The 26,166-nt window shown below is 57.0% G+C and carries 30 protein-coding genes, 1 other RNA gene and 3 pseudogenes; 21 read left to right on the plus strand and 13 right to left on the minus strand.

The features are described 5' to 3' along the window. Positions 1–9 precede the first annotated feature (9 nt). Positions 10–1,236: an ABC transporter permease gene (locus RBB80_RS05240; RefSeq protein WP_433967217.1), complete on the minus strand. Its 1,227-nt coding sequence runs from the start codon at positions 1,234–1,236 to the stop codon at positions 10–12. 123 nt (positions 1,237–1,359) lie between these two features. On the opposite strand from RBB80_RS05240, the gene rnpB reads away from it, so the two are divergent. Further along, positions 1,360–1,833, plus strand: an RNA gene (rnpB, locus tag RBB80_RS05245) — RNase P RNA component class A. A gap of 378 nt (positions 1,834–2,211) precedes the next feature. Here the strand turns inward: rnpB and RBB80_RS05250 are convergent. Continuing rightward, the gene (locus RBB80_RS05250) at positions 2,212–2,337 is read right to left on the minus strand and encodes a hypothetical protein (RefSeq protein ID WP_433969510.1); all 126 of its coding nucleotides are present in this window, start codon (positions 2,335–2,337) and stop codon (positions 2,212–2,214) included. Between the two features lie 110 nt (positions 2,338–2,447). Then, a pseudogene (gene ruvA / locus RBB80_RS05255) lies at positions 2,448–2,810 on the minus strand (Holliday junction branch migration protein RuvA); the annotation flags it as partial. Between the two features lie 66 nt (positions 2,811–2,876). Here ruvA and RBB80_RS05260 point away from each other — a divergent pair. Together RBB80_RS05260 and RBB80_RS05265 are read left to right on the plus strand one after the other, a co-directional pair. After that, positions 2,877–3,527, plus strand: coding sequence for a ribonuclease T2 family protein (locus RBB80_RS05260; protein WP_433967218.1), 651 nt, complete (start codon positions 2,877–2,879; stop codon positions 3,525–3,527). Positions 3,528–3,543: 16 nt separating this feature from the next. Further along, on the plus strand, positions 3,544–3,894 hold the full coding sequence (locus RBB80_RS05265) for a hypothetical protein (RefSeq protein ID WP_433967219.1): 351 nt from the start codon (positions 3,544–3,546) through the stop codon (positions 3,892–3,894). A 165-nt stretch (positions 3,895–4,059) separates the two neighbouring features. Here RBB80_RS05265 and RBB80_RS05270 read toward each other — a convergent pair. Next, positions 4,060–5,170, minus strand: a protein-coding gene (locus RBB80_RS05270) for an IS3 family transposase (RefSeq protein ID WP_433963841.1) whose coding sequence is annotated in 2 segments (ribosomal slippage) — positions 4,060–4,918 and positions 4,917–5,170 — 1,113 coding nt in all. Because the reading frame shifts where the segments join, the coding sequence is not laid out codon by codon here. 173 nt (positions 5,171–5,343) lie between these two features. Between RBB80_RS05270 and RBB80_RS05275 the strand changes: the two genes are divergently transcribed. Further along, on the plus strand, positions 5,344–5,856 hold the full coding sequence (locus tag RBB80_RS05275) for a hypothetical protein (RefSeq protein ID WP_433967220.1): 513 nt from the start codon (positions 5,344–5,346) through the stop codon (positions 5,854–5,856). Positions 5,857–5,901: 45 nt separating this feature from the next. Here RBB80_RS05275 and RBB80_RS05280 read toward each other — a convergent pair whose 3' ends face one another. After that, entirely contained in the window at positions 5,902–6,729 is an 828-nt protein-coding gene (locus RBB80_RS05280) for a proline iminopeptidase-family hydrolase (protein ID WP_433967221.1), read from the minus strand. Positions 6,730–7,150: 421 nt separating this feature from the next. Here RBB80_RS05280 and coaBC point away from each other — a divergent pair, with 421 nt between their 5' ends. From coaBC to RBB80_RS05345, 13 genes and pseudogenes are all read left to right on the plus strand, one after another. Continuing rightward, positions 7,151–8,392, plus strand: coding sequence for a bifunctional phosphopantothenoylcysteine decarboxylase/phosphopantothenate--cysteine ligase CoaBC (gene coaBC, locus RBB80_RS05285; protein ID WP_433967222.1), 1,242 nt, complete (start codon positions 7,151–7,153; stop codon positions 8,390–8,392). A 113-nt stretch (positions 8,393–8,505) separates the two neighbouring features. Beyond that, a complete protein-coding gene (locus RBB80_RS05290; RefSeq protein WP_433967223.1) occupies positions 8,506–9,153 on the plus strand; it encodes a hypothetical protein in 648 nt (215 codons plus the stop codon). A gap of 27 nt (positions 9,154–9,180) precedes the next feature. After that, entirely contained in the window at positions 9,181–9,372 is a 192-nt protein-coding gene (locus RBB80_RS05295; RefSeq protein WP_433967224.1) for a hypothetical protein, read from the plus strand. Next, the gene (locus RBB80_RS05300) at positions 9,350–9,778 is read left to right on the plus strand and encodes a nicotinate-nicotinamide nucleotide adenylyltransferase (protein ID WP_433967225.1); all 429 of its coding nucleotides are present in this window, start codon (positions 9,350–9,352) and stop codon (positions 9,776–9,778) included. Before RBB80_RS05295 ends, RBB80_RS05300 begins: the two co-directional genes overlap by 23 nt. Positions 9,779–9,931: 153 nt before the next feature. After that, the gene (locus tag RBB80_RS05305; protein WP_433967226.1) at positions 9,932–11,278 is read left to right on the plus strand and encodes a class I SAM-dependent methyltransferase; all 1,347 of its coding nucleotides are present in this window, start codon (positions 9,932–9,934) and stop codon (positions 11,276–11,278) included. Between the two features lie 205 nt (positions 11,279–11,483). After that, positions 11,484–12,053: a ribosome silencing factor gene (gene rsfS, locus RBB80_RS05310; protein ID WP_433967227.1), complete on the plus strand. Its 570-nt coding sequence runs from the start codon at positions 11,484–11,486 to the stop codon at positions 12,051–12,053. 235 nt (positions 12,054–12,288) lie between these two features. Then, a complete protein-coding gene (locus RBB80_RS05315) occupies positions 12,289–12,744 on the plus strand; it encodes a 23S rRNA (pseudouridine(1915)-N(3))-methyltransferase RlmH (RefSeq protein ID WP_433967228.1) in 456 nt (151 codons plus the stop codon). Positions 12,745–13,353: 609 nt separating this feature from the next. Continuing rightward, a complete protein-coding gene (locus RBB80_RS05320) occupies positions 13,354–13,521 on the plus strand; it encodes a hypothetical protein (RefSeq protein WP_433967229.1) in 168 nt (55 codons plus the stop codon). Between the two features lie 30 nt (positions 13,522–13,551). Continuing rightward, on the plus strand, positions 13,552–14,328 hold the full coding sequence (locus RBB80_RS05325) for a hypothetical protein (protein ID WP_433967230.1): 777 nt from the start codon (positions 13,552–13,554) through the stop codon (positions 14,326–14,328). Positions 14,329–14,441: 113 nt separating this feature from the next. Further along, positions 14,442–14,864, plus strand: a complete 423-nt coding sequence (locus RBB80_RS05330) for a hypothetical protein (RefSeq protein ID WP_433967231.1) — start codon at positions 14,442–14,444, stop codon at positions 14,862–14,864. An 81-nt stretch (positions 14,865–14,945) separates the two neighbouring features. Continuing rightward, positions 14,946–15,784, plus strand: a pseudogene (accD, locus tag RBB80_RS05335) (acetyl-CoA carboxylase, carboxyltransferase subunit beta). An 18-nt stretch (positions 15,785–15,802) separates the two neighbouring features. Further along, entirely contained in the window at positions 15,803–16,660 is an 858-nt protein-coding gene (locus RBB80_RS05340; protein ID WP_433967232.1) for a class I SAM-dependent methyltransferase, read from the plus strand. A gap of 114 nt (positions 16,661–16,774) precedes the next feature. Beyond that, positions 16,775–17,341 (plus strand): DNA-3-methyladenine glycosylase I, encoded by a 567-nt coding sequence (locus RBB80_RS05345; RefSeq protein ID WP_433967233.1) that lies wholly within the window; start codon positions 16,775–16,777, stop codon positions 17,339–17,341. Between the two features lie 50 nt (positions 17,342–17,391). On the opposite strand, the gene RBB80_RS05350 is transcribed toward RBB80_RS05345, so the two are convergent. From RBB80_RS05350 to RBB80_RS05365, 4 genes are all read right to left on the minus strand, one after another. Next, the gene (locus RBB80_RS05350) at positions 17,392–17,790 is read right to left on the minus strand and encodes a DUF302 domain-containing protein (protein ID WP_433967234.1); all 399 of its coding nucleotides are present in this window, start codon (positions 17,788–17,790) and stop codon (positions 17,392–17,394) included. Positions 17,791–17,820: 30 nt separating this feature from the next. Continuing rightward, positions 17,821–18,789 (minus strand): M20/M25/M40 family metallo-hydrolase, encoded by a 969-nt coding sequence (locus RBB80_RS05355; protein WP_433967235.1) that lies wholly within the window; start codon positions 18,787–18,789, stop codon positions 17,821–17,823. Beyond that, on the minus strand, positions 18,789–19,667 hold the full coding sequence (locus RBB80_RS05360) for a hypothetical protein (protein WP_433967236.1): 879 nt from the start codon (positions 19,665–19,667) through the stop codon (positions 18,789–18,791). Before RBB80_RS05360 ends, RBB80_RS05355 begins: the two co-directional genes overlap by 1 nt. Positions 19,668–19,787: 120 nt before the next feature. Further along, on the minus strand, positions 19,788–20,105 hold the full coding sequence (locus tag RBB80_RS05365; RefSeq protein ID WP_433967237.1) for a hypothetical protein: 318 nt from the start codon (positions 20,103–20,105) through the stop codon (positions 19,788–19,790). Between the two features lie 19 nt (positions 20,106–20,124). On the opposite strand from RBB80_RS05365, the gene RBB80_RS05370 reads away from it, so the two are divergent. From RBB80_RS05370 to RBB80_RS05385, 4 genes are all read left to right on the plus strand, one after another. Then, positions 20,125–20,895, plus strand: a complete 771-nt coding sequence (locus tag RBB80_RS05370) for a hypothetical protein (RefSeq protein WP_433967238.1) — start codon at positions 20,125–20,127, stop codon at positions 20,893–20,895. A gap of 167 nt (positions 20,896–21,062) precedes the next feature. Continuing rightward, positions 21,063–22,163 carry a hypothetical protein gene (locus RBB80_RS05375; protein ID WP_433967239.1) on the plus strand — a complete coding sequence of 367 codons (1,101 nt, stop codon included), beginning with the start codon at positions 21,063–21,065 and terminating at the stop codon, positions 22,161–22,163. Between the two features lie 56 nt (positions 22,164–22,219). Then, positions 22,220–22,666 (plus strand): thioredoxin family protein, encoded by a 447-nt coding sequence (locus tag RBB80_RS05380; protein WP_433967240.1) that lies wholly within the window; start codon positions 22,220–22,222, stop codon positions 22,664–22,666. 53 nt (positions 22,667–22,719) lie between these two features. Beyond that, positions 22,720–23,265, plus strand: a complete 546-nt coding sequence (locus RBB80_RS05385) for an AAA family ATPase (protein ID WP_433967241.1) — start codon at positions 22,720–22,722, stop codon at positions 23,263–23,265. A gap of 38 nt (positions 23,266–23,303) precedes the next feature. Here RBB80_RS05385 and RBB80_RS05390 read toward each other — a convergent pair whose 3' ends face one another. The 4 genes and pseudogenes from RBB80_RS05390 to glyA form a co-directional block, all read right to left on the minus strand. Next, positions 23,304–23,501 carry a Thivi_2564 family membrane protein gene (locus RBB80_RS05390; protein WP_433967242.1) on the minus strand — a complete coding sequence of 66 codons (198 nt, stop codon included), beginning with the start codon at positions 23,499–23,501 and terminating at the stop codon, positions 23,304–23,306. Between the two features lie 165 nt (positions 23,502–23,666). Then, positions 23,667–23,876, minus strand: coding sequence for a hypothetical protein (locus RBB80_RS05395; protein WP_433967243.1), 210 nt, complete (start codon positions 23,874–23,876; stop codon positions 23,667–23,669). A 345-nt stretch (positions 23,877–24,221) separates the two neighbouring features. Then, on the minus strand, positions 24,222–24,596 hold the full coding sequence (locus RBB80_RS05400) for a DUF4126 domain-containing protein (protein WP_433967244.1): 375 nt from the start codon (positions 24,594–24,596) through the stop codon (positions 24,222–24,224). Between the two features lie 214 nt (positions 24,597–24,810). Then, positions 24,811–26,075 (minus strand): annotated as a pseudogene (gene glyA, locus RBB80_RS05405) (serine hydroxymethyltransferase). Between the last annotated feature and the right edge of the window lie 91 nt (positions 26,076–26,166).

Here is a 26,166-nt window from a genome sequence, read left to right on the forward strand (position 1 = left end):
AGAACCGGCCTAGTTATCCGCGCGCAGTGCAACGATCGGATCCAGTTCTGCGGCCTTGCGCGCCGGATAGACGCCAAAGAAGATCCCTGTACTCGTAGCAACAACCAGCCCGGCGAAGATGCTCCAGATCGCAATCGACGATGGAAAGCCAAGCAGAACTGTCACAATCTGCGCAACACCCATTCCGCCGATCACTCCGATCAGTCCGCCAACAAGCGCCATGGAAGCAGACTCGATCAGGAACTGAATCAGAATGTCCTGCCGCTTCGCCCCAAGCGCCTTCCGAACGCCGATCTCGCGAGTGCGCTCGGTGACGCTTACCAGCATGATGTTCATGATCACGATGCCGCCGACCACCAGCGAGATGCCCGCGATCGCAACAGCAACGGCTTCAAAGCCGGAGCTGATGCTCTTCCAGAGGCCAACGAAGGTATCGCTGGTCTCGAGCGTAAAGCTGTCATCCTCGCCCGGCCGGTCATGCCGCTCCGAGCGCATCAACTGCCGGCCCTCATCGGTCGCCATCTCCAAAGCATTCGCGCCCGCGCCCGCTTTGGCGTAGATGGTCAGAGTCTTCGCTGTACCGTAGGTCTTCTGAAAGGTCGACAGGGGCACAGCAACCCAGTTGTCCTGGCTCTGGCCAAGCGTCTTTCCCTGTTTTTCGCCGAGCCCGATGACCATGTAGGGAACGCCATCGACGCGTATCTCCTTGCCGATGGGATCGTCGCCGCCAAGCAGGTTCTCCTGAATGTCGGAGCCGACCAGCGCAACGTGCGACGCATGCTCGTCATCGGTAGGAGTGAACCCGCGTCCCTGCACGATGTTCAGGTTCTGCATCTCCGGCATCGACCACGTGTTGCCACGAATGACCGTGTCGGTGCTCGACTTCGTTCCGTAGACGATCTTCCCGACAGAGGTCTGCTGAGCTCCAATGTCGGTACAGTGTTTGCAGTTGTCCGCGACGTTCTTGTAGTCGTCAAGCAGGATGTTCTTACGCTTCTGGAAGGCTCGGTATTGGTCGTAGCTGGTAATGATCTGTGGCTGCTTGCTGATGGTGAAGACATCTGCACCGTACTTGTTGACCTTGCTGGCGACGTAGACGTTTGCTCCGTTTACCAGAGTGACGACCGCGATTACGCTGGCCACGCCGATGACGACGCCGAGCAGCGTCAGCACCGAGCGCAGCTTGTTCGCCCATAGCGACTGCAGCGCAATCTTGATTGCCTCTTTGAACTCCATCGCCTTATCTACCTTGAGTACGCTTGAGACTATCAGCCGGTGGTCTCCAAAGCGAGACTTCCCTTGCTCTGTAATACGCAACAGAGCGGGTTTGGTTCGCCTCCGTGAGATACACTTGGAGACGCAGGCGGCTGGATGATCGCTGCCGCCCGGGCCGTAAGGTGTTGGGCGGGGAGGAAAGTCCGAACTCCGCAGGGCAGTGTGCCGGATAACGTCCGGGACGGAGGTTTCAAGACCTCTGGACGGCAAGTGCAACAGAGAACGAACCGCCCCAGGCTGGTGATTTACCTCGGTAAATCCGCAAGCGGCCTGAGGTAAGGGTGAAAAGGTGCGGTAAGAGCGCACCGCGCGGCCAGTAATGGACGCGGCAGGGTAAACCCCACACGGAGCAAGACCAAATAGGCAGGGATCTTGCCGCTTCTCTTCAGGCGGCGGGAGCGTATCGGCCCGATGCGCCCAGGCGGAGAGACTTGAAACGGCGGGAACGCCGTGGAGGGAGCCGAAACTTGCGGGTAGGTTGCTAAAGCGCCGCAGTAATGCGTCGCGTAGAGGAATGATCGTCTAAAACAGAATTCGGCTTACGGGCCGTCTGCGAACTTATGGCCTCGAAACCGCTCAAACGGTTTCGAGGCCGTCTGATTTTTGTGGAGAGATTTTTTTGCTCGTGGTGGAGGGTTCTTTTTGCTGGGGTTTTTGCAAATTTTGGTTGCGAAACGTGGTGTTTTGGATGGTGAAGCGTGGTGTGGTTGTGGTGTTTTGCGTGGCTGGAGATGCAGGTTCTGGAGCTGCGAAAAACGTGACAGGTTTTTGAAGTTTATTTTTGGGGTGAAAAAGAACAAAAAGCGAAATACGGGGGTCTCTCCACTACGCGACAGACGATGAGACCGTCTATCGCTTCGGTCGAGATGACGGATCTGAGAGTAGTTGAATCGAAAGAGCGGCGGATGGGTATGAGTCGCAGATGGGCCATGGCGTTTAGCGGATGGCGGCCATGGCGGCGCGGAAGAGGCTTTCGAAGTCGTGGGCGGCGGCCGGGTCTTTGGCGATGGCGGTTTCGATGGCTTTCTGAGCGATGGGGCGGGGGTAGCCGAGGTTGACCAGGGCGGAGAGGGCATCGTCGCCTGCCGGGCCGTGGTGAGGCCTCCGGTGGTGGTGGGGATGGCTACGGCGAGATCGTCCAGCTTGTCTTTTAGTTCCAGGACTACGCGCTCGGCGGTCTTTTTGCCGATGCCGGGGATGCGTGTGAGGGTGGCGTGGTCGCCGGAGCGAATGGCGGTGATGAGGCGGCCGGCGTCGATGCCGCTGAGGACCGTAATGGCCAGCTTGGGGCCGATGCCTGAGATGGTGAGGAGTTTTTCGAAGAGACGCTTCTCCTGAATCTCGGAGAAGCCAAAGAGGGCGATCTGGTCTTCGCGGACGTGGGTGTGGATGTGGAACGTGGCTTCTGCGCCTTCGTTGGGGAGAGCGGAGAAGGTGGCGACGCTAATGGTGACGTCGTAGCCTACGCCGCAGCACTCGAGGATGGCTTGATTGGGAGACTTTGAGAGGAGGCGTCCGCGAAGGTGGGCGATCATGCTGTTCGTGATTGTAGCGTGTTGGGTTTGGGTTGGTTAGTAGATGCTGCATTAGCATGTTGGTTGATGAAGACTTTCTCTGTGCGGCGTTTTGCGACGGTCTGTCTGCCATTGTTGGCCTTGCTGATTTCTTGTTTGAGTAGCGGTGCTCAAGAGAAGGGCGAGCCCGGGAAGTTCGACTTTTACCTGATGAATCTTGCGTGGGGGCCGGAGTTCTGTTCGGTTCCAGGGGCGAGTTCGGAGTGCAAGGCGCCAAGAGGATTCGTGCTGCATGGGTTGTGGCCGCAGAACTATGACGGATCGTATCCGGTGAACTGCGGTGAGAGGCCTGGGCCGGCGCACCCTGAGCAGAATTTAGATATCACTCCTGACCTTCCGCTGCTGGATCACGAGTGGAGCAAGCATGGGACTTGCACAACGATGTCGCCGGAGGAGTTCTTTGGATTGGAACATCAGGCGTTTCATTCGGTGAGGATTCCGAAGAAGCTGCGTGATCTGAAGCATGAGGAGCCGTTGAGGCCGAAAGATATTCTCGATATGTTTGCGAAGGCTAATCCTTCGTTTCCGCAAGGAAGCGTGGTCGTGAGCTGCGAGAACAAGCGTCTGACGGCGGTTGAGGTTTGTCTGGCGAAGGATGGACTACTGCCGATCTCTTGTCAGGGTCTGCGCGGGTGTGATGCGGATGCGTTGAGGATTGTGCCAGCCTCTGCGAAATGACATTTTTGGAGGCAGTATGGACGGCTTTTCGTTTGAGCATTTCGCAAATTTCGTTCGTAGGTGGGCCTCTGTTCCTAAGAAGAAGGAGATCACCCTTGAAACCCGGTTTGAGAGAGATTTAGGGATTACCGGAGACGACGGATCCGATCTTCTTTCCGCAACTGAAAAGGAGCTTGGTATTAGCCTGTCGTCGGAAGAAAAAGGCTATCGTGAGACGTTCAATCTTGGGCCAAAAGAATATCTTTTCAACTCGGAAGGATGGACGCCGTGGGAGCTGACAACACTTTTTGGTACGAGTACAGTGCGTGCATTCACGGTCGGCGAACTTTACTACGCCGTAAGAAAGGCCCTCGAAACAAAGCAATGAGTTGTCGATGCGTCACTCTGAAATAGCACACAAACTTTGACGAGGAAGGCGTCGATGAGTTACAGGGTTTGCCCGCTTTATTGCACCAGTCCAAAGGGTGCACGCGCTATAGGTTTGAAGGGCCTAATTTTCCTGTACCAAGGTCAGAGTTAGTCTTCGACCTGTTTAGGTTCCAGCCAGATCGCGGCTAGCCGCGATCTGGCTGGCGAACTCGCTCGGCGTCCTGTCATCGAGAGCTGCGTGAGGACGACTCTCATTATATTCCTGCCGCCATGCTTCGATCAGGTGTCTTGCCTCCTTCAAATCGAGGAACCAGTGGATATTCAGACATTCACTTCGCAGGGTTCCGTTGAAGCTTTCAACGAAGGCGTTGTCTGTTGGCTTGCCTGGTCTGGAGAAGTCGATCTTAGCGCTGTTGCGATAAGCCCATAGATCCATCGCCTGACTGGTGAACTCGCTGCCGTTGTCACAGAACAGCACCTTCGGCACGCCACGGTCTAGCTTCAACTGGTTCAGTGTCCGCACAACATCGTCTCCTTTCAGGCTCTGTCCTACTTGAATCGCTACAGCTTCTCTCGTATGCACATCCACGATCGTCAAGGCGCGGAACCGCGTTCCATCCTGCAGCTGATCCATCACGAAGTCCATACTCCAGGCTTCGTTCGGAGCCGTAGGCTTGATCCGATCCTCACGAGTTCGAGATGCCTTCCGCTTCCCGGCAGGCTTCATCCTCTTCAGCGTCAGTCCTTCTTCCTTGTACAGCCGGTACACCAAGTACTTGCCCACATCCCAGCCTTCGCGGTTCAACAGCACGCGGATCTTGCGGTATCCATAACGCACTCTTGCCTGAGCGATCTCGCGGATCCTCATCCGCAGTTCAGTCCGTGGATCGAGACAGCTTCGGTAGCGGTAGGTCGCTCGAGGGACGCGTAGAACACGACAGGCATGCCGTTCGCTTACCAGGTAGCTTCCAACCAGCCGCTCCACCATCGGCCCACGCCGCGAAGGCTTCACCATTTTTTGAGAGCACATCCTGCAGCATCGTCTTGTCCAGCGTTAGCTCTGCAACAAGCTGCTTCAAACGCAGGTTCTCTTCTTGTAACTGAGCCATCTTGCGAACTTCGTCCACCTCTAGGCCAGCGTACTTCGCCTTCCACCGGTAGTACGTCTGCTCGCTAATCCCCGCCTTGCGGATCACCTCCGCGACAGGAACGCCTACTTGCGCCTGCTTCAGCACACCAATCATCTGCTCTACCGTGAACCGTCTCTTCCTCATCCAAATCCTCCTCAGCCATAGGGTTAGATTTGGTCGAAGACTAACATTTCTCCTGGCTCAAAATTACCGGGGCCCATCAAGGTTTGTACTACCTTTGAAAAAACAGTTGCCGCGCTAGCTCTTTGTAACTCTCAAATCCTTTCCAAACTCCCGTGGAGGCGATTGCTTAACGCATGAGTACACAGGCCATGGTTTTACTGGCGAAGACTCTAGTTTTCGCGAGCCTTTCGACACTTGGAGTGAGCGCTTCTTCTGCTCTGAAGCCACCTATCCCTTATATCGATGTGGGAGCTTGTCCTTTCGAGTGCTGTGTCTACCGGAAGTGGCATGCAGAGAGGACAGTAGTGCTCTTTGATCATCCCGACGGCAAGAAAGTCTCTCAACTCACGAAGGGGGAGTGGGTTCAGGCGCTAAACGGCGAGACACGCTCGATTCCGTTGCGTGTTGTTGCAACTCGCGATGTTCCGGAGGCGGGCATTCATCCCGGCGACGTTTTTTATGTCCTTCACTACGAGGGAGAGCTTTATTGGCTGATCTGGTTCAAGGGGAAGACCTTCGATGCGGAGGCAGGTGACGTCCGCCAGCCTAAGACCGCGTGGTGGGCGCAAGTCAAGAGAGCTGACGGCACAGTGGGGTGGGTCAAGGCGGGCGATGGTGCTTTCAGCAATCAGGATCAATGCGGATAGGGCCGTCAACGACGGGCTTTCTCCTCAAGACTGTGATCAAACGCCTTACAGCGTTTGCAGGTAGCTTAGGAGGTTTTTGAAGTAGAAGGCCTGGTCGTCCCACATGCAGAGATGGCTGCCGTTGGGGCAGATGAAGGATGTTGCGTTGGGCATGAGGGTGGCCATCTTTCTCATGTCTTCGGGGTCCATTTCGTCGTAGCGTGCGCCAATGGTGAGGGCCTTGGTTTTGATCTCGTGGAGGCGGTCCCAGCGCTCCCAGTCTTTGAGGTTGCCGGTGACGACGAACTCGCTGACGCCCTGCATCTGGATGTAGATCTTTTGATTGGAGTGGCGGAAGGCGCGGTCGACGGGCTCGGGCCACGGTTTGGTTCGGCAGATCATCTGAGGGTAGAGCTCCGTCATCATGATCTTTTCGTATTCGGGAGAGTCGTAGGCGTTCTTTGCTTCGAGCGCTTCCAAAGTCCTGAGAGAAGCCGGGGAGAGAAGCTGGTGCTTCAGTCTGGCTGTGCGCTTGAGATACGACTGCGTGCCGGCGGTCATGTTTGAGATGACGAGTCCCTTGAGGTGCTGCTGGTAGTTGAGGGCGTACTCGATGGCGAGGATGCCGCCCCAGGAGTGGCCGTAGAGGACGAAGTGATCGAGCCCGAGGCCGCGGCGCACCTCTTCGACCTCCTCGGTGTAGCGGGCGAGTGTCCAGAGGAGGGGTCGTCGGGCTGGTCGGAGTTGTTGCAGCCGAGCTGGTCGTAATAGTAGATCTCGATGCCTGCGTCGGGCAGGAAGGACTCCATCGCTTCGAGATACTCGTGACTGAAGCCGGGGCCGCCGTGGAGTAGCAACACCTTTGTGGACCCGCTGCCGAGCCGCTTGGTCCAAACTTTGTACTTGCCTTGCACCACAGGCAGCATGCGGATTCCTGCAGTGCGGATACCCTGCGGATTCAGAGTGTCTCTAGACTGCGGGGTGTAGCTGGATATCTGCGGGGCTGAGACAGATGCCATGGCTTTGTTGCCGGTCGCGGTGGCGAGTACGGATGCAGCGGTTGAAGCCAGGAAACTACGACGATTCACGAAGGCCCCTTGAGTTGACGTCGCGGGTTGATGGGATGCGACTCAACAGTTCTTGTTTGAAATGATAACGAAGTTGGAGTGGGTAGATGGGGCTCTGTTCTCGGAGGTGGTTTCGGTACGATAGAGTTGTGTGCTCGAGATGCTGAGAGTAAATGCGGTGTGAGTATTTTGCCGCGATTGAAAGAAGAAGATATGAAGGCAGAGCGTAACAAGGTTACGGTTGGGGTTTGCGGGGGATTGCGGCTTATAAGTCGGTGGAGCTTGTGCGGCTGTTGCAGGATGCGGGGTATGACCCGCATGTGGTGATGACGGCTGCGGCAGAGAAGTTTGTGACGCCGCTGACGTTTGCGGCGATCTCGGGGCACAAGGTGATTACTTCGCTGTGGGGCGAGGAGGCGGGAACGGGTTCGGCTGAGGACGATGCTGAGGGCGACGATGGCGTGAGCAGTATCGAGCATATTCAGGCGGCGCAGTCGACGAGTTTGCTGGTGGTGGCTCCGGCGACGGCGAATATGCTGGCGAAGTTTGCGCATGGGCTGGCGGATGATTTTCTTTCGACGATGTATCTGGCGACGACTGCTCCGGTGATTGTGGCTCCGGCGATGAATGTGAATATGTGGGAGCATCCGGCGGTGCAGACGAATGTGGCTACGCTGAGGGCGCGCGGCGTGAAGGTGATTGAGCCGGGGAGTGGGTATCTGGCATGCGGGATGGTGGGGGGCGGAAGGCTGGCTGAGCCGGCGACGATTGTGGATGCGATTGTGGAGACATTGGCTGGGGGTACGGAGGGTGGGGTGGGGCAGGGTGGAGATTTTACCGGCGAGACGGTGCTGGTGACCGCTGGCGGGACACGGGAGGCGATCGATCCGGTGCGGTTTATCGGGAACCGGTCGAGTGGACGGATGGGGTACGCAGTGGCGGTGGCGGCCAGGAGGCGCGGAGCGAAGGTGGTTTTGATCAGCGCTCCGACTGGGCTGCCATGTCCTGCGGGGGTTGAGGTGGAGCAGGTGGTGACGGTGGAGGATATGCGGGCCGCTGTGATGGCTCGACTGAATGAGATGACCGTTGTGGTGATGGCAGCGGCAGTAAGTGACTACCGGGTGAAGAGTGTTGCGGAACAGAAGATGAAACGCGAGGGAGCACAGGCGGTCTCGCTGGAGCTGGCGGGAACCGTGGACATTTTGCGGGAGGTCGTGGGGCGGCGGCGGGACGGAACTCTGGTGGTGGGATTTGCGGCCGAGACCGAGAATGCGATGGCGAATGGGCGCGCCAAGCTGGAGCGCAAGGGCGTGGATGCGGTGGTGGTCAACGATGTGTCGGAGGATGGGATTGGGTTCGATTCAGAACAGAACGCGGGCAGCTTTCTGACGAAAGACGGTGCGGTGGAGTTTCCGGTGATGAGTAAGACGGAGATGGCGGAACGGATTCTGGACGAGGTGCTGAAGCTGCGAGATAGGGCTGCGCACTGAGAGATAGTTATCTCTGTGTAGTTGTCGCGCATTCGGGAGAAGATCTTCTTTGCGGGGCACAATTCGCGGCTGCCGGTGCACTGTGGCCGCACGAACTAGTAAACTAACGGCACATGAGTTTCCGCAAAGCGTTTCTCCTTCTTGCCATCGTTGCCCTTGTCAGTGCTTCCTCCGCTCACGCGCAATTCGGCGTTTATGGAATGTTCACCGTAGATCGGCTCAGCAATATTGCTTCGTCGCCGGAGCAGACTCCCAATGTGACCAGCACACGTGCCAATACGGTGGATCCGCTGGGTGGGACGGGCGGCGTCTACTACGATTTTAAAAAGCTTGGGCCGGTAACGCTGGGAGCGGACCTCCGTGGCAGTATTCTGACGACTAAGCGCGGGGCCTATCAAAACTTCAATGGCGGGGGAGCGAGAATCTACTCAACGCTGGGCGGCGTGAGGTTTGTCTTTCATACCCCGTTAGCTCCGCTGAAGCCTTATGCTCAGGGCTCGTTTGGACTTGGCCGTACGGATTACGGGCTGCTGTACACCCAAGCCGGAGTCACCGATAACGGAATCGTCGGCAACAGCCCAATTCTGCGAAACAACTTTGAGTATGAGGGTATTGCCGGGCTGGATATCAAGCTGCTGCCCGTCCTTGACTGGCGTGTCGCGGAGTTCGCTTACGGCGGCCTGAACCCGTTCGGGGACAAGAGCCATAACTACCCGATCAAACAGGTCAGCATGGGGTTTGTCTTTCATCTTCCGTTTTAAGAGCATCGGGTCGCGAGAGAATAGTGCATGCGCGTAGCTCTTTTTGGTGGCAGCTTCGACCCGCCGCATCATGGTCATCTTGCCATCGCGACGGCGGCGGCGGATGCGTTCGCACTGGATAGCGTTTTTTTCTCCTGCGGGCCGGCAGCCTCTGAAGCTGGATGGCACGATAACTCCATTCGAAGACCGGCTCGCGATGGTGGAGCTGGCGTGTCTTGAGGATCCTCGCTTTACAGCCTCGCAGCTCGATGCGCCCCGTGCTGATGGCGCGCCGAACTACACTGTTGAAACTCTGAGCGAGTTGGCGCAGAGGATGCCAGAGGCTCGGCTCTTCAATCTGGTGGGAGCGGACAGCTTCCTCGGCCTGCCGCGATGGCACGAACCCGAACGTCTGCTGCAGCTCGCCGAGTGGATCGTCGTGAGCCGGCCGGGTTTCCCGATTGAGAATCTTGCTTCGCTGGGGCTGAATGCGCATGTGGAGAGCCGCGTCCATCTGCTGGATAACGTTCATGACGATACTGCAGCCACCGGACTACGCGAACGGCTGCAGGGCGGCGATCCTTGTATCGATCTGATCGCGCCGCGTGTTCTGGACTACATACAGAGCCACCACCTTTACCAATAGTGCAGACCCATTCTGGTTCTTCTGGTTTCGTCAGCGTCGAAACTTTGTTTTCCTCGAAACTTTCCTGAATGGGAGTATGTCTTTAGAAGTACGCGGCCGTTTTTGTTTATTGAACCCGGCCGCTTTTGTGCAGTAACAGAACCGTAACTTTCTATGACAGAGCTTTTACCACTTCCCGCATTTTCTACCTTTCGCGATCCTGCGGGCAGCGTCGAGGTTCGTCCTGATGGAGCTTACCGGAGCATTCACGCTCCCTTCGACACGGAGATGCTTGCGTTCCTGGCAACGCTGCTGGCTTCGGAGCTGGTTGCCCAGGGACGGCTCGTGGCGAGCGAGGTAGTGTCGTCTCCGATCGCCGAGACGCTTGTGCTGCGGCATCCGCGCATCTCGTTCCAGTCCTACCCGTGGGAGTGGAGTCCGGGGATGTGGCTGGCAGCGGCGGAACTCACTCTAAGCCTGTGCAGCGACCTCGTCGAGCAGGGTTGGCAGTTGAAGGATGCAACGCCTTTAAACGTGCTGTTTCAGGGGCCGCGGCCGATCTTCGTCGACGTGCTTTCGATTGAACGCGGAGACCCGCATCAAACGATCTGGCTTGCTTATGGCCAGTTCGTCCGAACTTTTCTGTTGCCGATGCTGGCTTACTCCCGGCTGGGATGGCCGCTTCGAACCTCGCTGACACGCCGCGATGGATATGAACCAGAGGACGTCTATCCGGCACTCTCGCTGGCTTCGCGGTTGCGGCGGCCTGCTCTGGCCACGGTTACGCTACCTTCGCTGCTCGCCAAGACGAAGAAGGGTAAGGCCGGCAAGGTGACGCCGCGAACCGTGAAAGATCCAGACCTTGCGAAGCAGATTCTGCTGAGGACGATGAGGACGTTGAGGAATGATATGCGGCATGTGACGCCGGGCCACCGCCCCTCGACCTGGTCGCACTACGCTGAGACGGCGAACCACTACAGCGACGAAGACCATGGCGACAAGCGGAGGTTTGTGAGCGATGTGCTGGGGAAGGCGCGGCCTGCGAAGGCGCTCGATGTGGGTTGTAACACGGGGGTGTACTCGAATCTGGCCGCGGACGCCGGAGCTGAGGTCGTCTCGATCGACACCGATCTGCAGGCGGTCGATCGGCTGTACGCGAGCCTGAAGGTGAGCGGGAAGAATATTCTTCCGCTCTGTGTCGATCTGGCTCATCCTACACCGGCCACTGGATGGGAGAATCGCGAGAGTGCCTCATTCCTGAACCGCTGCGCAGGGCATTTCGACATCGTAATGATGCTCGCAGTGTTGCACCATCTGCTGCTGCACAACCAGATCCCGATGAATCGTATCGCCGCGCTGTGCAGCGAGCTGACAACGCGACATCTGATTGTGGAGTGGGTGCCACCGGCGGATCCGAAGTTTCGGGAGCTGCTGCGCGGACGCGATGCACTCTACGATCACATTACCGAGGCAGCATTTCGGGGGCCTTTGCCGAGCATTTCACGGTCATCGACGAGCTGACGCTGGCGAATGGGCGCATCTTGTTTCACCTAGCGAAGAAACAAGTCGCATAGCCGGGGGCATCCGGGAGCACGGGTAGCGGTGAGCGAGCCAGTGTAAAGGCGGTTCAGGATTATTCACCCTGGGAGGGTGAAAGTTGCGATTACCCTTGTGGGCGCTGGCTTCCGGAGCCGCAACCCGCTACCATGGAACTCCAAGGAGTCTCATGCCCTCAATTGAAAGCAATCAGCTACTGCTCGCTGCGGCTGCGGCCTGCGAAGACAAGAAAGCTGAAGATATCCGCATACTCGCGCTGGATCCAGCCGAGAGCGGCCTGACCGACTACTTTTTGATCTGTAACGGAACCAACGACCGGCAGAATGTGGCCATCACCGACGAGATTGAGCTTCGTCTGAAACGCGAGTTTGGGGTTTATCCCAACTCTGTCGAAGGCCGCCGCCAGGCCGAATGGATTTTGATGGACTATGTCGATTTCATCGTCCATGTTTTCTCGGCCGAGAAGCGTGCGTTTTACGGATTGGAGCGACTGCGAAAGTCTGCGACCACGATCAGCGTGGCCGATCTCCACGCTGAAGTCAAAGCATCCCTGACGACTAGGCGCCCAAAGAAGACGCCCACGCCCACGGCTCCGAAGAAGATCGCAGCCTCCAAGAAATCCAGTGCGGTCGTAAAAAAGGTTGCGGCGAAGAAGACCACCAAGAAGACGCTTTCGGCGGCTAAGAGCGTTAAAGTAGCCGCCACGAAGACAAAGAGAAAGCCATCGGCCAAGAAGTAAAGAGGGCCTTGATGCAAGTGTGAAACCTCTCTCTGACTACAAAGGTAAAGGCGGGAACTCATTCCGAGTTCGCCGCCTTTCTGCTTTGCGATTGGTTAGCAAGGCTTCCGTGCAGTAGATGAGACGCATAGAGGCGTGGCGCCGTCGGTCGATCGGAGGATGCTGGTTGGGGCTCCGATCGTGCTCTGGATAGAGTGATGGTGCTGACTGTTTCGAAAAGAGGCACACTGTTCAAATGAAGCTGATTCTTGCAGCTGTGCTCGCCCGCCAGTTTCGTTCTAAATCGGAGGCTGGTGATCGACTGATCGATGAGTACATGCAGCGTACGGCTCGCTATGCCACCTGTACCTCTGAACTGTTTGATTCGGAGGCGGGGTTGCTGACATGGCTGGATCGACAGGCGGGGAGGACTCCGGCTTATGCGATTCTGCTGGATAGTCGTGGCCAGCAGTATAGCTCTGAGGAGTTTGCTGGTCAGATTGGGCGGCTACGCGATGCGGGAACCCAGCGGCTGGTGCTTGCGATTGGACCGGCGGACGGCTGGTCGCCGGCGGCACGGCAGCGGGCAGATCTACTTCTTTCTTTAGGACGCATGACGCTGCCTCACCAACTGGCGCGGGTGGTGCTGGCGGAGCAAGTGTACCGCGCCTTTACCATCCTGGCCGGCCACCCCTACCACTCAGGTCACTGACTTTCGCGAGGGCACGACTAATCGTCAATTCGTGCCTCTTTGGCTTTGCGAGGTTTGGAGGACATCGTTTCGACTATGCACTTTTCGGAGACGCGTTGCGGATTCGCGCATTTTCCGGCTGCTGTGCGCGTGAACGCACGATAGAGACGGTCCACGTCCACCTGCCCTTTGCGGCCTTGTGCCTCCAGGGCTGAGTGCATGGCCGATAACAGCTCAGACCTTAGTTCATGGAAGATCTTGTCGATATAGATGTACGGCAATTGACCCTCCGCGGCCCTGTGCACACGATACATGGGCCACTCGCGACTGTGCTCGACAGAGGTAGGCCTCCGCATCTGTTGCCTTTACCTCACTTGGGCCATAAGTGCCAGATTGGTACTTCGAAATGATCAAGGACCGGTGTTCTTGGGGTACGGTCGAGAGTTGCCATAAGAGACTCTCGGACGGCCGTTCGTTCGTGGCAGGGATCGTCATAATAGAGTGCGATCTTATCGTCCATCCCACAATAGATGGTTCTTTTGTGTAGGTTACGTGTGTTTTTTCTTAATTTAGAAAGCATCCATGGCCTAGGCTGATTCAAGCGCACATTTGCGCACAAGGAGCCTCCCCATGAACAAGTCAATCCGCAATCTCGCGCTCACCGCCGCTGTTCTGTTCTCCACCGCTGCTCCCATGTTTGCCAACATGACAGGCGGCAATCCGCATCCGCAGGTTGCTTCCATTGCTCTCTCTTTGGGCGACTACGCAAGTATCGTCATCTCCGTCTTCGGGTTGTAAGATCGTTCCGGATAGGCCTGCGAGGCAGGAATGAACTTTCCGGCTTTGGACAACATCATTTGGGCGGCGAACTTTGTCGGTCTCGCCGCCCTGCTGCTCGTGCTGTTGCTTCGTCAGCGGTGGAGGCGGTTCCCTGTCTTCACAGGGCTTATCACTTATTCGATCCTGGTGTCGGTTGCACTTTTCCTGATTTCCCGTCACAGCACACCGAATATCTACAAGATCACGTATTGGATTCTCGCTGGCGGGGACTTTCTTTTTCAGCTGGGTATGATCTTCGAGATTGCTCGAGTTGTCCTGCGTCCAACCGGAACCTGGGTTCGGGATGCACGTTCTTCGTTTGTGCTGGTCGGGTTGACTGGCACAGCGATCGCCGCCGGACTTTGTCTCTCGATAAAGACACCTCCAGGTTCGACCGCGGGAATTTGGGAGATCCGCGGAGACCTTTTCACTGCCCTGCTCGACTGTGAGCTCTTTCTGGCTATGCTCTTTGCTTCCAACAGGTTAGGGCTGGAATGGCGTAACCATGTGATGGCTTTGGCCCAGGGGTTGACCCTGTGGGCGTTCGGGTCCGCCGTCAGTGACCTGACCAGTATCTTTCTGGGTTGGACCCAGCAGTATCGAGTGGTCCAACTTTTCCCCTCTTTCCTTTATATTGCCGTCCTACTGTATTGGATCGTCGCCTTCTGGAGGCCGGAACGTGTCCGCGCGCCACTGTCAAACGAAATGAAAGATTATCTCGTTGCTCTTCACAGCCGAGTGCAGTACGATCTTCAGCAGGTCACTCGGACGCGCGACCACACGTAACCCATATGGCACCTATAGTCATTACCGCTCTGGTTACTATCCTGTTAGGCTGCGCGCTTCTCCATTCCTATTTGACGGCAAGACGTCTGGCTCGTTGTACGTGGGAGGAGCTGGTGGTCAAGCTTCATCCGGTTGAGTCCAAAGGCGTCATGACGGTGGCGCTGAATCATCTTGTGCCGCAGAAGGACGCTCTGGAGCTGGAACCGGCTGAGATGTGGAGTTTGATGGGCGGTCTTGAAGGGGTGCAGCGTATGCGCGAAAACGCCCGGATACTGGTCGCCCTCGCCTCCTATGTGGAGAGGTGGAACTTCGACGAAGGCATCATCATTGCCGAGCGTATGCGCCGCGATGGTTTGCAGCTGCGTCGCGCAGTCACGCAGATTATGCTGGCAACCTTCTTTGGAAGGCAACAGATGCGGATTCCCTTTTATCTGCATGAAGTGGCTTCTTCGTACTACCTGATGCGGCAGAGGCTGTTGGTTCTGTATGAGACCAACCATGCCGGCCTCTACTCTCGGCTCGCCGAAGCGCTCTGACTCCAGCTCAACTACCAACGCACCGCGCAAACTGTTCAGTCGTTACAATGAACAGGGTGGCGGTCGAAAGGGCATGCAAGAATGAGTTGGTTCAAGCGCGAAGATAACGAGATCGTCAACGACTCGGAGAAGACGGTTCGGACCGAGGGACTGTGGATCCGTTGCCCCGACTGCGGCAAGATTCTATTCAAGGCTGAGCTTGAGGCCAACCAGCACGTCTGCTTGCACTGCGGTCATCACTTCCGTGTGGACGCTCGTACGCGCATCGAGAATTTGCTGGAGCCGGGGTATGAGCTTGTCGACCTGGAACTTCGCTCGACCGATCCGTTGAACTTTACCGACCTGAAGCCCTATAAGCGGCGGCTTGCAGAGGCGCAGAAAAAACCGGATTGAACGACGCAATCGTCAACGCGATTGGACAGCTTGGGCCACACAGCGTTGTCCTGAGCGTGATGGAGTACGCCTTTATCGGCGGGAGCATGGGCGCGGTTGTCGGTGAGACGATTGCGCGGGCGGTCGATCGATCGCTCGCTACACGGCATCCTTTGATCATTGTTGCGGCCTCGGGGGGCGCACGCATGATGGAAGGCATTGCTTCGCTGATGCAGCTGGCGAAGATCTCTGCGGGCCTGGCGCGCATGGACGACGCGAAGATTCCCTATATCTCCGTGATGACGGATCCGACTACGGGTGGCGTCACTGCAAGCTTTGCGATGCTTGGTGATCTGAATATCGCAGAGCCGGGGGCGTTGATTGGCTTTGCGGGGCCTCGCGTGATCGAGCAGACGATTCGGCAGAAGCTGCCGGAGGGCTTTCAGCGCTCCGAGTTTCTGCTTGAGCATGGATTTCTTGATGCGATTGTCTCGCGCAAAGAGATGAAAGAGTATCTTTCGCAGACCTTGAGCTGGATGGGCGCTTAGGCGGGGTTAGCGGATCGAATGCAATCGGCGAGTCCATCACGCACAGCGCTTCGCGTAGCACTACGCCGCGCGGCGCACCAACTCTACGACGCAAAGCCTCTCGTCTTCGAAGACCCTGTTGCTGTTCCAATCCTCGGCGACTCCTACGCCGAGGAGTTACGCCGGACGCCGACTCGCAATCCAGATCGAAAGGATCGGCCGTTCTCTGTTGCTCTGCGCGCTTTCCTGGTTGCACGTAGTCGCTACGCCGAAGACACTCTTGCTCAAGCTGTTTCGCAGGGTGTCAGCCAGTATGTTGTGCTGGGGGCGGGCCTCGACACGTTTGCGCATCGCAACCCCTATCCGCAACTTCGCGTGTTTGAGGTGGATCACCCGGCGACGCAACAGTGGAAGCGCGAGCTTCTGGAAGACACCACACTGTCTGCACCGGTGAACCTTACCTATGTGCCTGTGAACTTCGAGGAGCAGTCTCTCCTCGCTCAGCTAGAGGCCAGCGGGTTCGACACGAAGGTGCCGGCTGTGTTCGCATGGCTTGGCGTGGTGCCGTACCTTACGCTTGAGGCCTTCCGCGCTACGGTCATGTTCCTTGCGTCGCAGGGTGCTGGCAGTGCGCTCATTCTTGACTACGGTCAACCGCGATCCGCGCTTCCATTCTTCGAGCAACTGGCTCACGACTCTCTCGCTTCTCGTGTTCAACAGGCGGGAGAACCGTTCAAGCTCTTCTTCACGCCGCCCGAGATCGCTGCTGAACTGAGCGCGTTCCGCAGTCTTGAAGATCTTGGGTCTGCTGAGATCAATGCCCGGTACTTCGCCGATCGCGCCGACGCGCTGAAAGTCCTTGGGAATGCCGGCCGGTTGCTTAGTGCATGGCTTTAGGGATCGGCGAGAGCCGACCATCGTAGGATTGAGTACTAGTTGCGGGCTGGCTCCGACCGTTCGTCGATAGATGAGCGATGAACGCTTCGAGCACAAACAGGAGACGACTGTCGCATGACTAAGACGAAGAACGCTGTTCACCGCTGCGCATGGGCCGGCAACGATCCATTGATGCAGGCTTATCACGACGAAGAGTGGGGCGTGCCGGAGCGCGACAGCCGTGCGCTTTGGGAGGCGCTGATGCTCGACGGATTTCAAGCTGGACTGTCCTGGCTCACCATCTTGCGGAAGCGCGAGGCTTTTCGTAAAGCCTTTCGTAGCTTCGATCCCAAGAAGGTGGCACGGATGGGGGAAGCTGACATAGAGCGCCTGCTACAAAATGACGGCATTATCCGCTCGCGCGCCAAGATCGAAGCGACCATCAATGGGGCGCGGATTTATATGGCTATGACGGATGCGGGAGAGGACTTCTCGACTTACGTCTGGAAGATGGCTGGTGATAAGCCTATTCAAAATAGGGGTCCGGTTCCAGTTAAGACTGAGTTGTCGGAGGCGATCTCTGCAGCGCTTAAGAAGCGCGGCTTCAAGTTTGTCGGTCCCGTCATCGTATATGCGTGGATGCAGGCTGTCGGCATCGTGAATGACCATAGTCCGGATTGCTTTCGACGTAAGACAGTTTGAGAGATGCCCGCTGTTGTCGGCAGCGGAGCGCTGTACTGGCGTGAGCCTGACTATTGGGCGGCTTTGGTGGCAAACATCCCTGCGGCGGCGAGGTTCGCGGTTAGCTCTGCCGGAAAGCCGTGTCGTTGTTCCAGCCATGCGGGATCATTCCAGGAGAGAAGTACCTTGCCGTTGCCTCCTTCTGCAATGAGAATCTTTAGGGGAAGATCAAGGGCTGCACTGGGCGCGGCCAGCATGACGGGAGTTCCTGCCTTCGGGCTTCCGAAGATCAACAGCTTGGTTGGATGCATCTCGAGCCCCGCTGCGGCGGCTTCGCCGGAGTGGTCTACGACTGCAAATAGCTTGACTCCCTTTTCCCTGAGAATAGCCTCCAGCCGGGAGACAGTTTCGTCGACGGAGTAGCGGCTGGTGCAGGTCTTTATTCCTTGGCTAGTCTGCTGGTCCGTCATCGTCAAACCTCCGAGGTGAGTTTTGGCCACCTAACGAAGATACCCCCTTCGGAGGGGGTATCTGTGCGTTCGACCGGGTGAGTTCTCTGTGTTTTTATTTCGCTCCGTCGGGGGAGGAACTCCGTTCGGATAGATTCCGGGAATTGGCGCGGTCATTTGCTTCTCCAACTCTGGATGTGGGAGGGGCTTGCGCGGCATCATGGCCTCGCGCTCGCTGGTGTTGTAGAGGAAGATCGCCTCGACGACGGCTGCCTGCTCGAGGTCAAGCGCGTGCAGACGGTCGTAGGTGTCCATGTCAGAGTGGTGGGTTCGCGTCTCGTAGTCCAGCGGATCCTGAATGTACTGGAAACCGGGTAAACCGACTGCATCGAAGGACAGGTGATCGGTGCCGCCGGTGTTGCGGTTGGAGATAGTCGTTACGCCGAGATCAGCTAAGGGTGCGATCCACTGCTTGAAGATCGGAGCGATCGCCCAGTTTTCCTGCGTGTAAACGCCACGTACTTTGCCGGTCCCGTTGTCCAGGTTGTAGTAGGCGTCGAGGGTCTCCCACTCCTTCGTTGTGGAGAGAGCTCCGTGCTGACGCATGAACGTCGGTGTATTCGCAGGCTCGGGAACTTTGGGCTCAGCGAAGGTGCCGAAGTGCTGTTTGACGTATCCCTGCGAGCCGAAGAGGCCTTGCTCTTCGCCGGACCAGAGCGCGATACGGATGGTGCGCTTTGGCTTGATGCCGAGCGACTTCAGGATTCGAACCGCCTCCATCGCTACGATGGAACCTGCACCATTGTCGGTTGCGCCGGTGCCGGAGATCCAGCTGTCGAGGTGGCCGCCGACCATGACGACCTGATCCTTCAACTTAGGATCGGTTCCAGGGATCTCTGCGACGGTGTCGAAGCCATGCTCGTGGTCTCCGGTGAACTTGGTTTCGATGTTGAGTTCGAGTGTTATCGGGACGTGGTTTTCCACCAGGCGCCCGAGGCGGTTGTAGTGCTCGATCATCATTACGGCATTGGGGATAGTGACTGCGTTTTCCTTCTTCTGTGCGTCGCGGGCGAGGTTAGCGCCGTTGTCGTCGAAGATGATGCCGGTTCCCCGCCGTCGCCGCCATCGCGGCTCGGAGTCAACACGGCGAGCGAGCCTTCGTCTGCCATCATCTTGAGTGCGGCTTTGCGAATCTCGGCGATCTTCATTCGCTCGGCGAGAAACTTTGCGAATTCCGGCGAGCCCGGGGTGTAGCGTCCACCACGCGACTCATAGGTTTCCATCTCCTTGAGTTCTGCATCGGTGTAGCGGCGGAAGAGCGGCTCGGTGATGTCGGGTGTCGGGCGCATTGCGCCAAGGAGGACAATTTTTCCTTTGAGCGTGCCTTTGTACTTTTCGAGATCTCCCATCTCCTGCACGTTCATGTAGACGACTTCGCCGGTGACTGGCCCGTTCGTCGGCGGAGACCACGGGGCGGCCTGCGCCCAGAGCGGTTCGGGATCGGGCGATATCATTCGCACCCAAGTGTTGATCTGCTGCCAGCCCATCCCGAATTCTCCCCAGTCTTCGAGGTGCGCGTTTTCCAGGCCAATCTTTGTAAGGGTGTCGCGCGTCCAGGCGTTGGCCTTCGTCATATTCGGCGAGCCTGTGAGACGCGGTCCGATTCCGTCAGCCAGTGCTCCACCAAACTCCATTACGTGGGAGTGTTTGAAGCCCTCTTCGCGGATGCGCGCATACATCGTCAGATCGATGCTCTCGGTCGCTGGCTGCTGGCCGTAGTAGGAAGGCGTCTCCACCACATCTTTGGTTTTCTTGTCGGCGGCGACGGAAGGAACGGCGAGGCTCGCAGTTGCGGCCGCACAACAGCCCCAACGCGCAAAGGCACGAACGATTGACATACTTGGTGGTCCTCCAGGAAGTGTTCTGAGAGCGAAGAATAGCAGATATCACCAACTGATCGCATCGAGCTGTTGCGTCTCGATATTGCTGGACCGTTCGAATGCAATTGTGGAGGGATCTTAGCTTTTGCGAAGCTGCCGCCGTATCCAAAGGGTACCCAGGTACGACAGCGCCACCAGCAATACCAGCACACCCACCGGAAGTCCGACCCGCGTGTAAGTCAGCGAGAAATCAACGGAACGTTGTGTTGCCGTGTTGTAGAACAGAATTCCAAGGATTGCGCAGAAGGTCGCCGCGAAGAAGGCCGCGAACCCTAGCGCAAAGCTCATCAACAGGCTGGTGAACCAGCCGAGGTCGCCCAAAGGCACACCAAAGAGATATCCCGCGCCGAAGGTTCGGGGCGAGGCTGAGCTTCCGTTCTGCGATCCTTGCGTCATATCAGTAGAATACTGCTTTATGGCAGAAGGTGTTGAGAGCGAGTTGGTGCAGGCGGCGCAGGTAATGCGCGAGGCAGCGGTGCGGCAGGCGCCAAACGGCATTCGTTATACAGCGTTTGGCGATAACAACTTCGACAATAATGATCTTGAGCGCATGGTTCAGGCCGTGCCAATCGCCATCTCCAGTGCGATTTCGAGCAAGACGTACTATTTTGTGCCGCTTGCTCTGAGCGAGGCTCGGGGCAGCGAAACTACGATGGTTGCGCCGGCCTACACGCCCGAGCTTGGCGATCAGGCGATCTGCCATCGCAACGTAACGCACGATGGCACGGAAGGTGTCTTCATCTCTACGCGTCTGTTGGGGGACCGCTTCGCGTTGGCCTTCGAGTTTTTCATCAACGTCGGCCATGCCTTTGTCGATGCGGTCGGCGTTCCCCAGGCCTTTGAACAGCTCGTATGGGGACAAGCTGTCGCTGATGTTCGCGGCGAAACCAGCCAGGATGCCTGGGAGAGCCGTGGTCTAGCCCTTGGCGCTAAGACGGAAAAGATTGACGGCAAACCGGTGATCGACGAGAAGGCCAAGACTGCCTTCCTTGAATCCGCTTTCTCCGACGCAATCGCCATCTATCAGCTTTCGCTCTCGGTGGACTTCGACTACTCCGAACTTCGTGAGCGAGAGTATCCGCTGCTTGCGCCGCTGGCTCTTGCGGATCGCCTTCGGCTGGTGGCGCGGCTCTTTCCTCCTAATCCTACGTACGAATTTTCCATCCGGTACCGCCGACGTGCCTGAGTTCTTTCTGCCTGACGACAAGATATCGGCGATTTCTATGACTTTGAAACATGACTTTCCCTCCAGTATGGAAGCGCGGCCAAAACCTGGGCATTGATCGTTCAGATCAAAGGAACGAAGCTTATAATTCCGTCGAGCGGAATCGGTGATTGGGATGGAGACTCGCTATGCGTTCGATGCGGATTTCGATTGCAACGACGGCATTCTGGATGTTTGCCGGCTATGCTCAGCAATCGCCGTATGCGCAATCGGCGACGCCTAATTCAGCGCGAGTTGAAAATCCGACACCCGCAATTCAACCCGCGGTCCTGGAAGTGGCGTCAGGCGACACGATTTCTGATGCTGATACGGAGATGGTCTCCAAAGATTTGATCGACAAGGTAAGAAGGGCGACCGAACGAAGCGTGAGCTCACCGGAGTTTCGCATTTCGCAGCATGTCGATTACTTTCCCATGCGCTCCGGGCTCAAGCCGGTACTTCCTATGAGTTCGCTTATCGAGTGGACGGGGCCTGGACAGGGTCCGGAACGGCTCTCTGTCGTTGAGTCGGTTGACGATCTCAGCTTGTCCACTTCGATAATGGAGCGCGCGATTCAAGTGAGATGGGATGGGCACCGTGTCGCGTGGGAGAGAGATGGGCGTTTGCATCCGGGGCAATATCTATGGCGCATTGCCGTCCACGATGGCAATGGAAAGGTCTTCGCGTCGGCAACACAGAAGATCGCAGTCGAGGTGCCTCAGCAGAAATTGATCGAGGTAAGCAGCGTGGTCATGGGCAAATCCTGCGAGGAGCAGGTCGGATCGGTGAATGGCCTGCGGCGACGAACGACAGTCGACCGCGACGATGACGTAAAAGTTCATTCGCAGAGTGACCCGATGCGCGCGGTAGACTGCAGGATCAACCCCGAGGCTTCCGATAGGTTCGCGCCATCAGACCGGCTTCATGCTTTTGTGCGGATCTATCCGACGGGGAAGCTCGAAAAACGTGGGCCGGCGAACTGGACCGCAAAGTTTATTCTTCGATCAAAAAACAATCCCATTGCAACGGAAAAAGAGACGGCTTTCAGAGTCGATTCGAGCTCAGGCTACCTCGCTTACGTAGAGATGTCGCTTGACACGCCCGGCATGAATCCCGGTCAGTACACAGTGGAGGTCGTTATGCGGGGTCCGGGTATTCGCAAGGAGCTGAAAGAGTCTCGTTCGATCTCGATTCAACCTGTTGCTGTTGAAGAGAAAAGTGCAGCGGCGGAGATTCGCCAAACGCGTTGACGAATGAGACCGAATCAGCCGAGACACATCCAATTGCTATAGGACGGGGGACGAGAATGCCTGCAATCCGAACCTGCAAACAGTGTGGCCAGAAGAATCGAATCGCCGCAAATCACCTGTCAGACACTGGCCGTTGCGGAGCTTGTAAAACTCCTCTGCCACCGCTCGATGAGCCGTTGCAAGTAGACGCGGCGCTCTTCGACGAGATTGTCCAGAGCTCTCGCGTCCCGGTTCTCGTAGACTTCTGGGCGGAGTGGTGTGGGCCGTGTCATGCTGCCGCTCCCGAGGTTGCGCGAACTGCCAGGAACATGGCTGGACATGCGCTTGTGCTGAAAGTTGATACCGACAAGCAGCAGCAACTAGCTGCCAGGTTCAACGTACGGGGCATTCCCAACTTTGCCATCTTCTCTGCGGGCAAACTTGTAAAACAGCAGGCCGGCGTCGTTGGGCACGATGTGATGGAAGGATGGCTGCGAGCTGTTATACCCTCTATGACGAACTGAACAGTGAGACTCGTATACTTGGCGCGGAGAAATCGCGCGAAGGATATGAATCGATGAAGCTGATCTTCCTCTATGGTTTGCCCGCCACCGGAAAGTTGAGCGTCGCGCAAGAACTGGCAGCGATGACCGGCCACAGACTCTTCCATAACCATCTCACGGTCGATTTGCTTCTGTCGGTCTTCGACTTTGGCTCCCCAGCCTTCGTTGCGCTTCGTGAAGAGATCTGGCTCTCGGTCTTCGATCAAGCCAGCCTTAGCAAGTTGCCAGCCCTCATCTTTACCTTCGCGCCCGAACCGACAGTGCGGCCTGGCTTTCTCGAGAGGGTGATGACTACGGTTGCCAAGAGAGGTGGTGAAGTTGACTTTGTTGAACTGGTCTGCCCCTTGAGCGAGTTGAGGCGACGCCTGAATACCCCATCGCGGCTTCAATATCGCAAACTGACTTCCGCTACGTTATTCGATCAAATTCATGCAACCGGAGGATTCGATGGATCTTTCCTGCCGAAGCCTCGGCTCTCGATCGACACGAGTCTTTGCACCGCCGCACAGGCAGCCGCGAAGATCGCGGAGGTACTCGAACTCGATCTGTCACTAACCTGACTTCGTCGGCATGGCGAAAGAACGCTACGAGAGGACCTTTATCGTAACGCATGGCGGGAGCCGAGCGAACCAAGGAGGCCAAACGTCTGTAGAAGCCAGACGATCACTGCGATGATCACGACCACTCGGATGATCTGTTTGATGGTTCCATCCATCGGGATCAACCCGATTAAGTAAAGCAGAAGGCCAACCACAATCAGAGTGACGATGACGCTAATAAGCGCGGGAGTGAGCATAAAGATTTCTTCCTCTTTCTACAGAGCTGGATAGTGTGATGCGGAAGTGCTCTGTTTTGAAGAAGAGACGGTCAAAAAATTGTATTCGACCTGTTGGCAACGCCAGACGATTGCTAAGCGCTAAGGGCGAAGCTCTACTGGGTAGATGGCCAGCCAGAAAGCGACCTACCAATCGCGGCTGTGATGGGGAATCCGCCCGCAGTCCCCTTCGGTGAGGTAGCAGCGCAGGATCCCAAAGAGCACAGTGGCCCCGGCACCGATGATCATGAAAAGCACCCCGGTAGTAATTCGCCCTGTGAAATAAGGAAACAAGAAGACAGCGACCCCCGCATACATCAAAATCGTCAACACAATCCGCGTGATGCTCCTGGTCATGTCTCCACCTCCCTGTGGTGGCCCTAAAGTCGATATTTCAAGCAAAGACAACCACATTTACGCATCACTCGTCTCGGGCCTTTCCCACCTTCAGCCATCTACGCGCTATGGTATTGCACATCCTACTCCGACGAAGTCGTCTTTTGCCATATCTTTGGTGTTCAGGAATGCTGCAAAGTCCTGCAACTGGCCTGATTCAAAGACCATGGGGCATGTCGCTGCCATAACTGCGTTATCCGGTGACTATCCCCATAGCGAGGATGGCACACAGGACTGCGCTCAAGTCCTCGACGAGCGCCACCGGCCAGTCTTTACAACCCAACCGAATCACGATCTCTCGGCGAATTAAAAGCTGGCGAAAGCACCGATCAGGGCTCCCAGCACGCAAAGAATCACGCCCTCGACTCCGGATCCGTTGAGTCCTGCAGCCACGATCGCTCCAACCAGACCGGCAAGTACAAGCCTCGCGGTCAATGGGAATGGCGATGTCCGATTGGGCGTCCTGGGTAACTTATCCGCGACGTATTCCCCTAGCGCTAGCACGGTGAAGGCAATTGCGGTCAGGAGTTTTCCGCTCCATGCCGCCCAACTGTCGTCTACCGGAAGGTGCCCTGCATAAGCGAACCAGCAGAGAACCGCCATGGGGGTCATCGTCCGAAGGCCAGTTACAAAGCCGAGCAGGGGAATGGCGATCAGCCAGGTCATCATTTGCATCGCCATGAAGTCCCCTTTCACTCGAAGATTCGGAGGCCAGCGGAACAGCAGACCCGTTCGGCCGCGCTCTGGCTACCGATCCATGGCTCTGCAGTCGCCTTTCAATCGAAAACTATACTCGCCGATCACTCTTTGGCTGCGACTATTAACCGGTGTTGCCCATGACTTAGACAGCGGCGCCGATGTAACTTCGGGCTGAAGCGGGCTGATTTTGAGGAAGTTATTCTTCTCTCAGCCAACTGTACAAAGGGAACTTCTCTGCCATTTCGAGCACTTGACTGCGAATTTGCTGTAATTTCAATGGGTCCGTCCGGTGTTCGAGAGCCTCGGCGATCCAACCGGCGATGACGCGCATCTCCGGCTCCTTCATCCCCCTTGTCGTCAGTGCTGGGGTACCGATTCGGATGCCGCTGGGCTTCATCGGGGGTTGGTGTCGTAGGGAATTGCATTCTTGTTGACCGTGATCCCGGCCTCTCCTAGAGCATGTTCTGCTTCAGAACCGAGCATTCCTTTCTGGAAGACGTCGATGAGGATGACATGGGTGTCGGTGCCGCCGGAGATGATGCGATAGCCCTCGGAGGCGATGGCTTCGGCAAGGACTTTCGCGTTGATGACTACCTGGTTTGCGTAGGTCGCAAACTCTGGAGTGAGAGCCTCTTTGAAGGCTACTGCTTTGGCCGCAACGATGTGGATCAGTGGGCCGCCCTGCTGGCCGGGAAAGACGCTCCGGTCTACGGCTGCGGCAAACTCCTGATTGCAAAGGATCATGCCAGCACGTGGTCCACGCAACGTTTTGTGCGTGGTGGTGGTGACGATGTGAGCGTGTGGAATTGGGGACGGGTGGGCGCCCCCTGCGACGAGGCCGGCGAAGTGAGCCATGTCGACCATGAAGTAAGCTCCCACTTTGTCGGCGATGGCGCGCATACGCGGGAAGTCGAACTGGCGCGGGTAGGCGCTGCCTCCACCTACGATTACCTTGGGTTTTTCGCGGATCGCCGTGGCTTCCAACTCGTCGTAATCAACGGTTTCAGTGTCTTTGCGGACCTGGTAGCCGACGATTCTGTAGAGTTTGCCTGAGAAATTGAGTTTGTGGCCGTGGGTAAGATGGCCGCCGTGGGCTAGATCGAGGCCCAGAATGCAGTCGCCGGGGTTGAGGATGGTCATGTAGGCGGCGGCGTTGGCCTGGGAGCCGGAGTGGGGCTGGACGTTGACGTGGTCGGCTCCGAAGAGCTGTTTGGCGCGGTCGCGGGCTATGTTTTCGACGATGTCGGCATACTCGCAGCCGCCGTAGTAGCGCTTGCCGGGGTAGCCTTCTGCGTATTTGTTGGTAAAAACGGTGCCTGCGGCCTCCAAAACCGCGCGGCTTACGAAGTTTTCAGAGGCGATCATCTCGAGGCCTTCGTGCTGGCGCTTTACTTCGTTTTTTATCTGCTCGGCAATCTCGGGGTCGGCGGCGGCCAGCGGGGCATTCATGTCGATGGGCATGGGGTTATTTTATGTCACTGTTTTTGGATTTTTTTCTGCGTGGTGTGAAGGGATTGATTCATGGATTTCAGGGTATTTTTGAGGGTGTTTT

Origin of the sequence: Tunturiibacter gelidiferens (assembly GCF_051013345.1) — a bacterium.
Classification (GTDB): domain Bacteria; phylum Acidobacteriota; class Terriglobia; order Terriglobales; family Acidobacteriaceae; genus Edaphobacter; species Edaphobacter gelidiferens_A.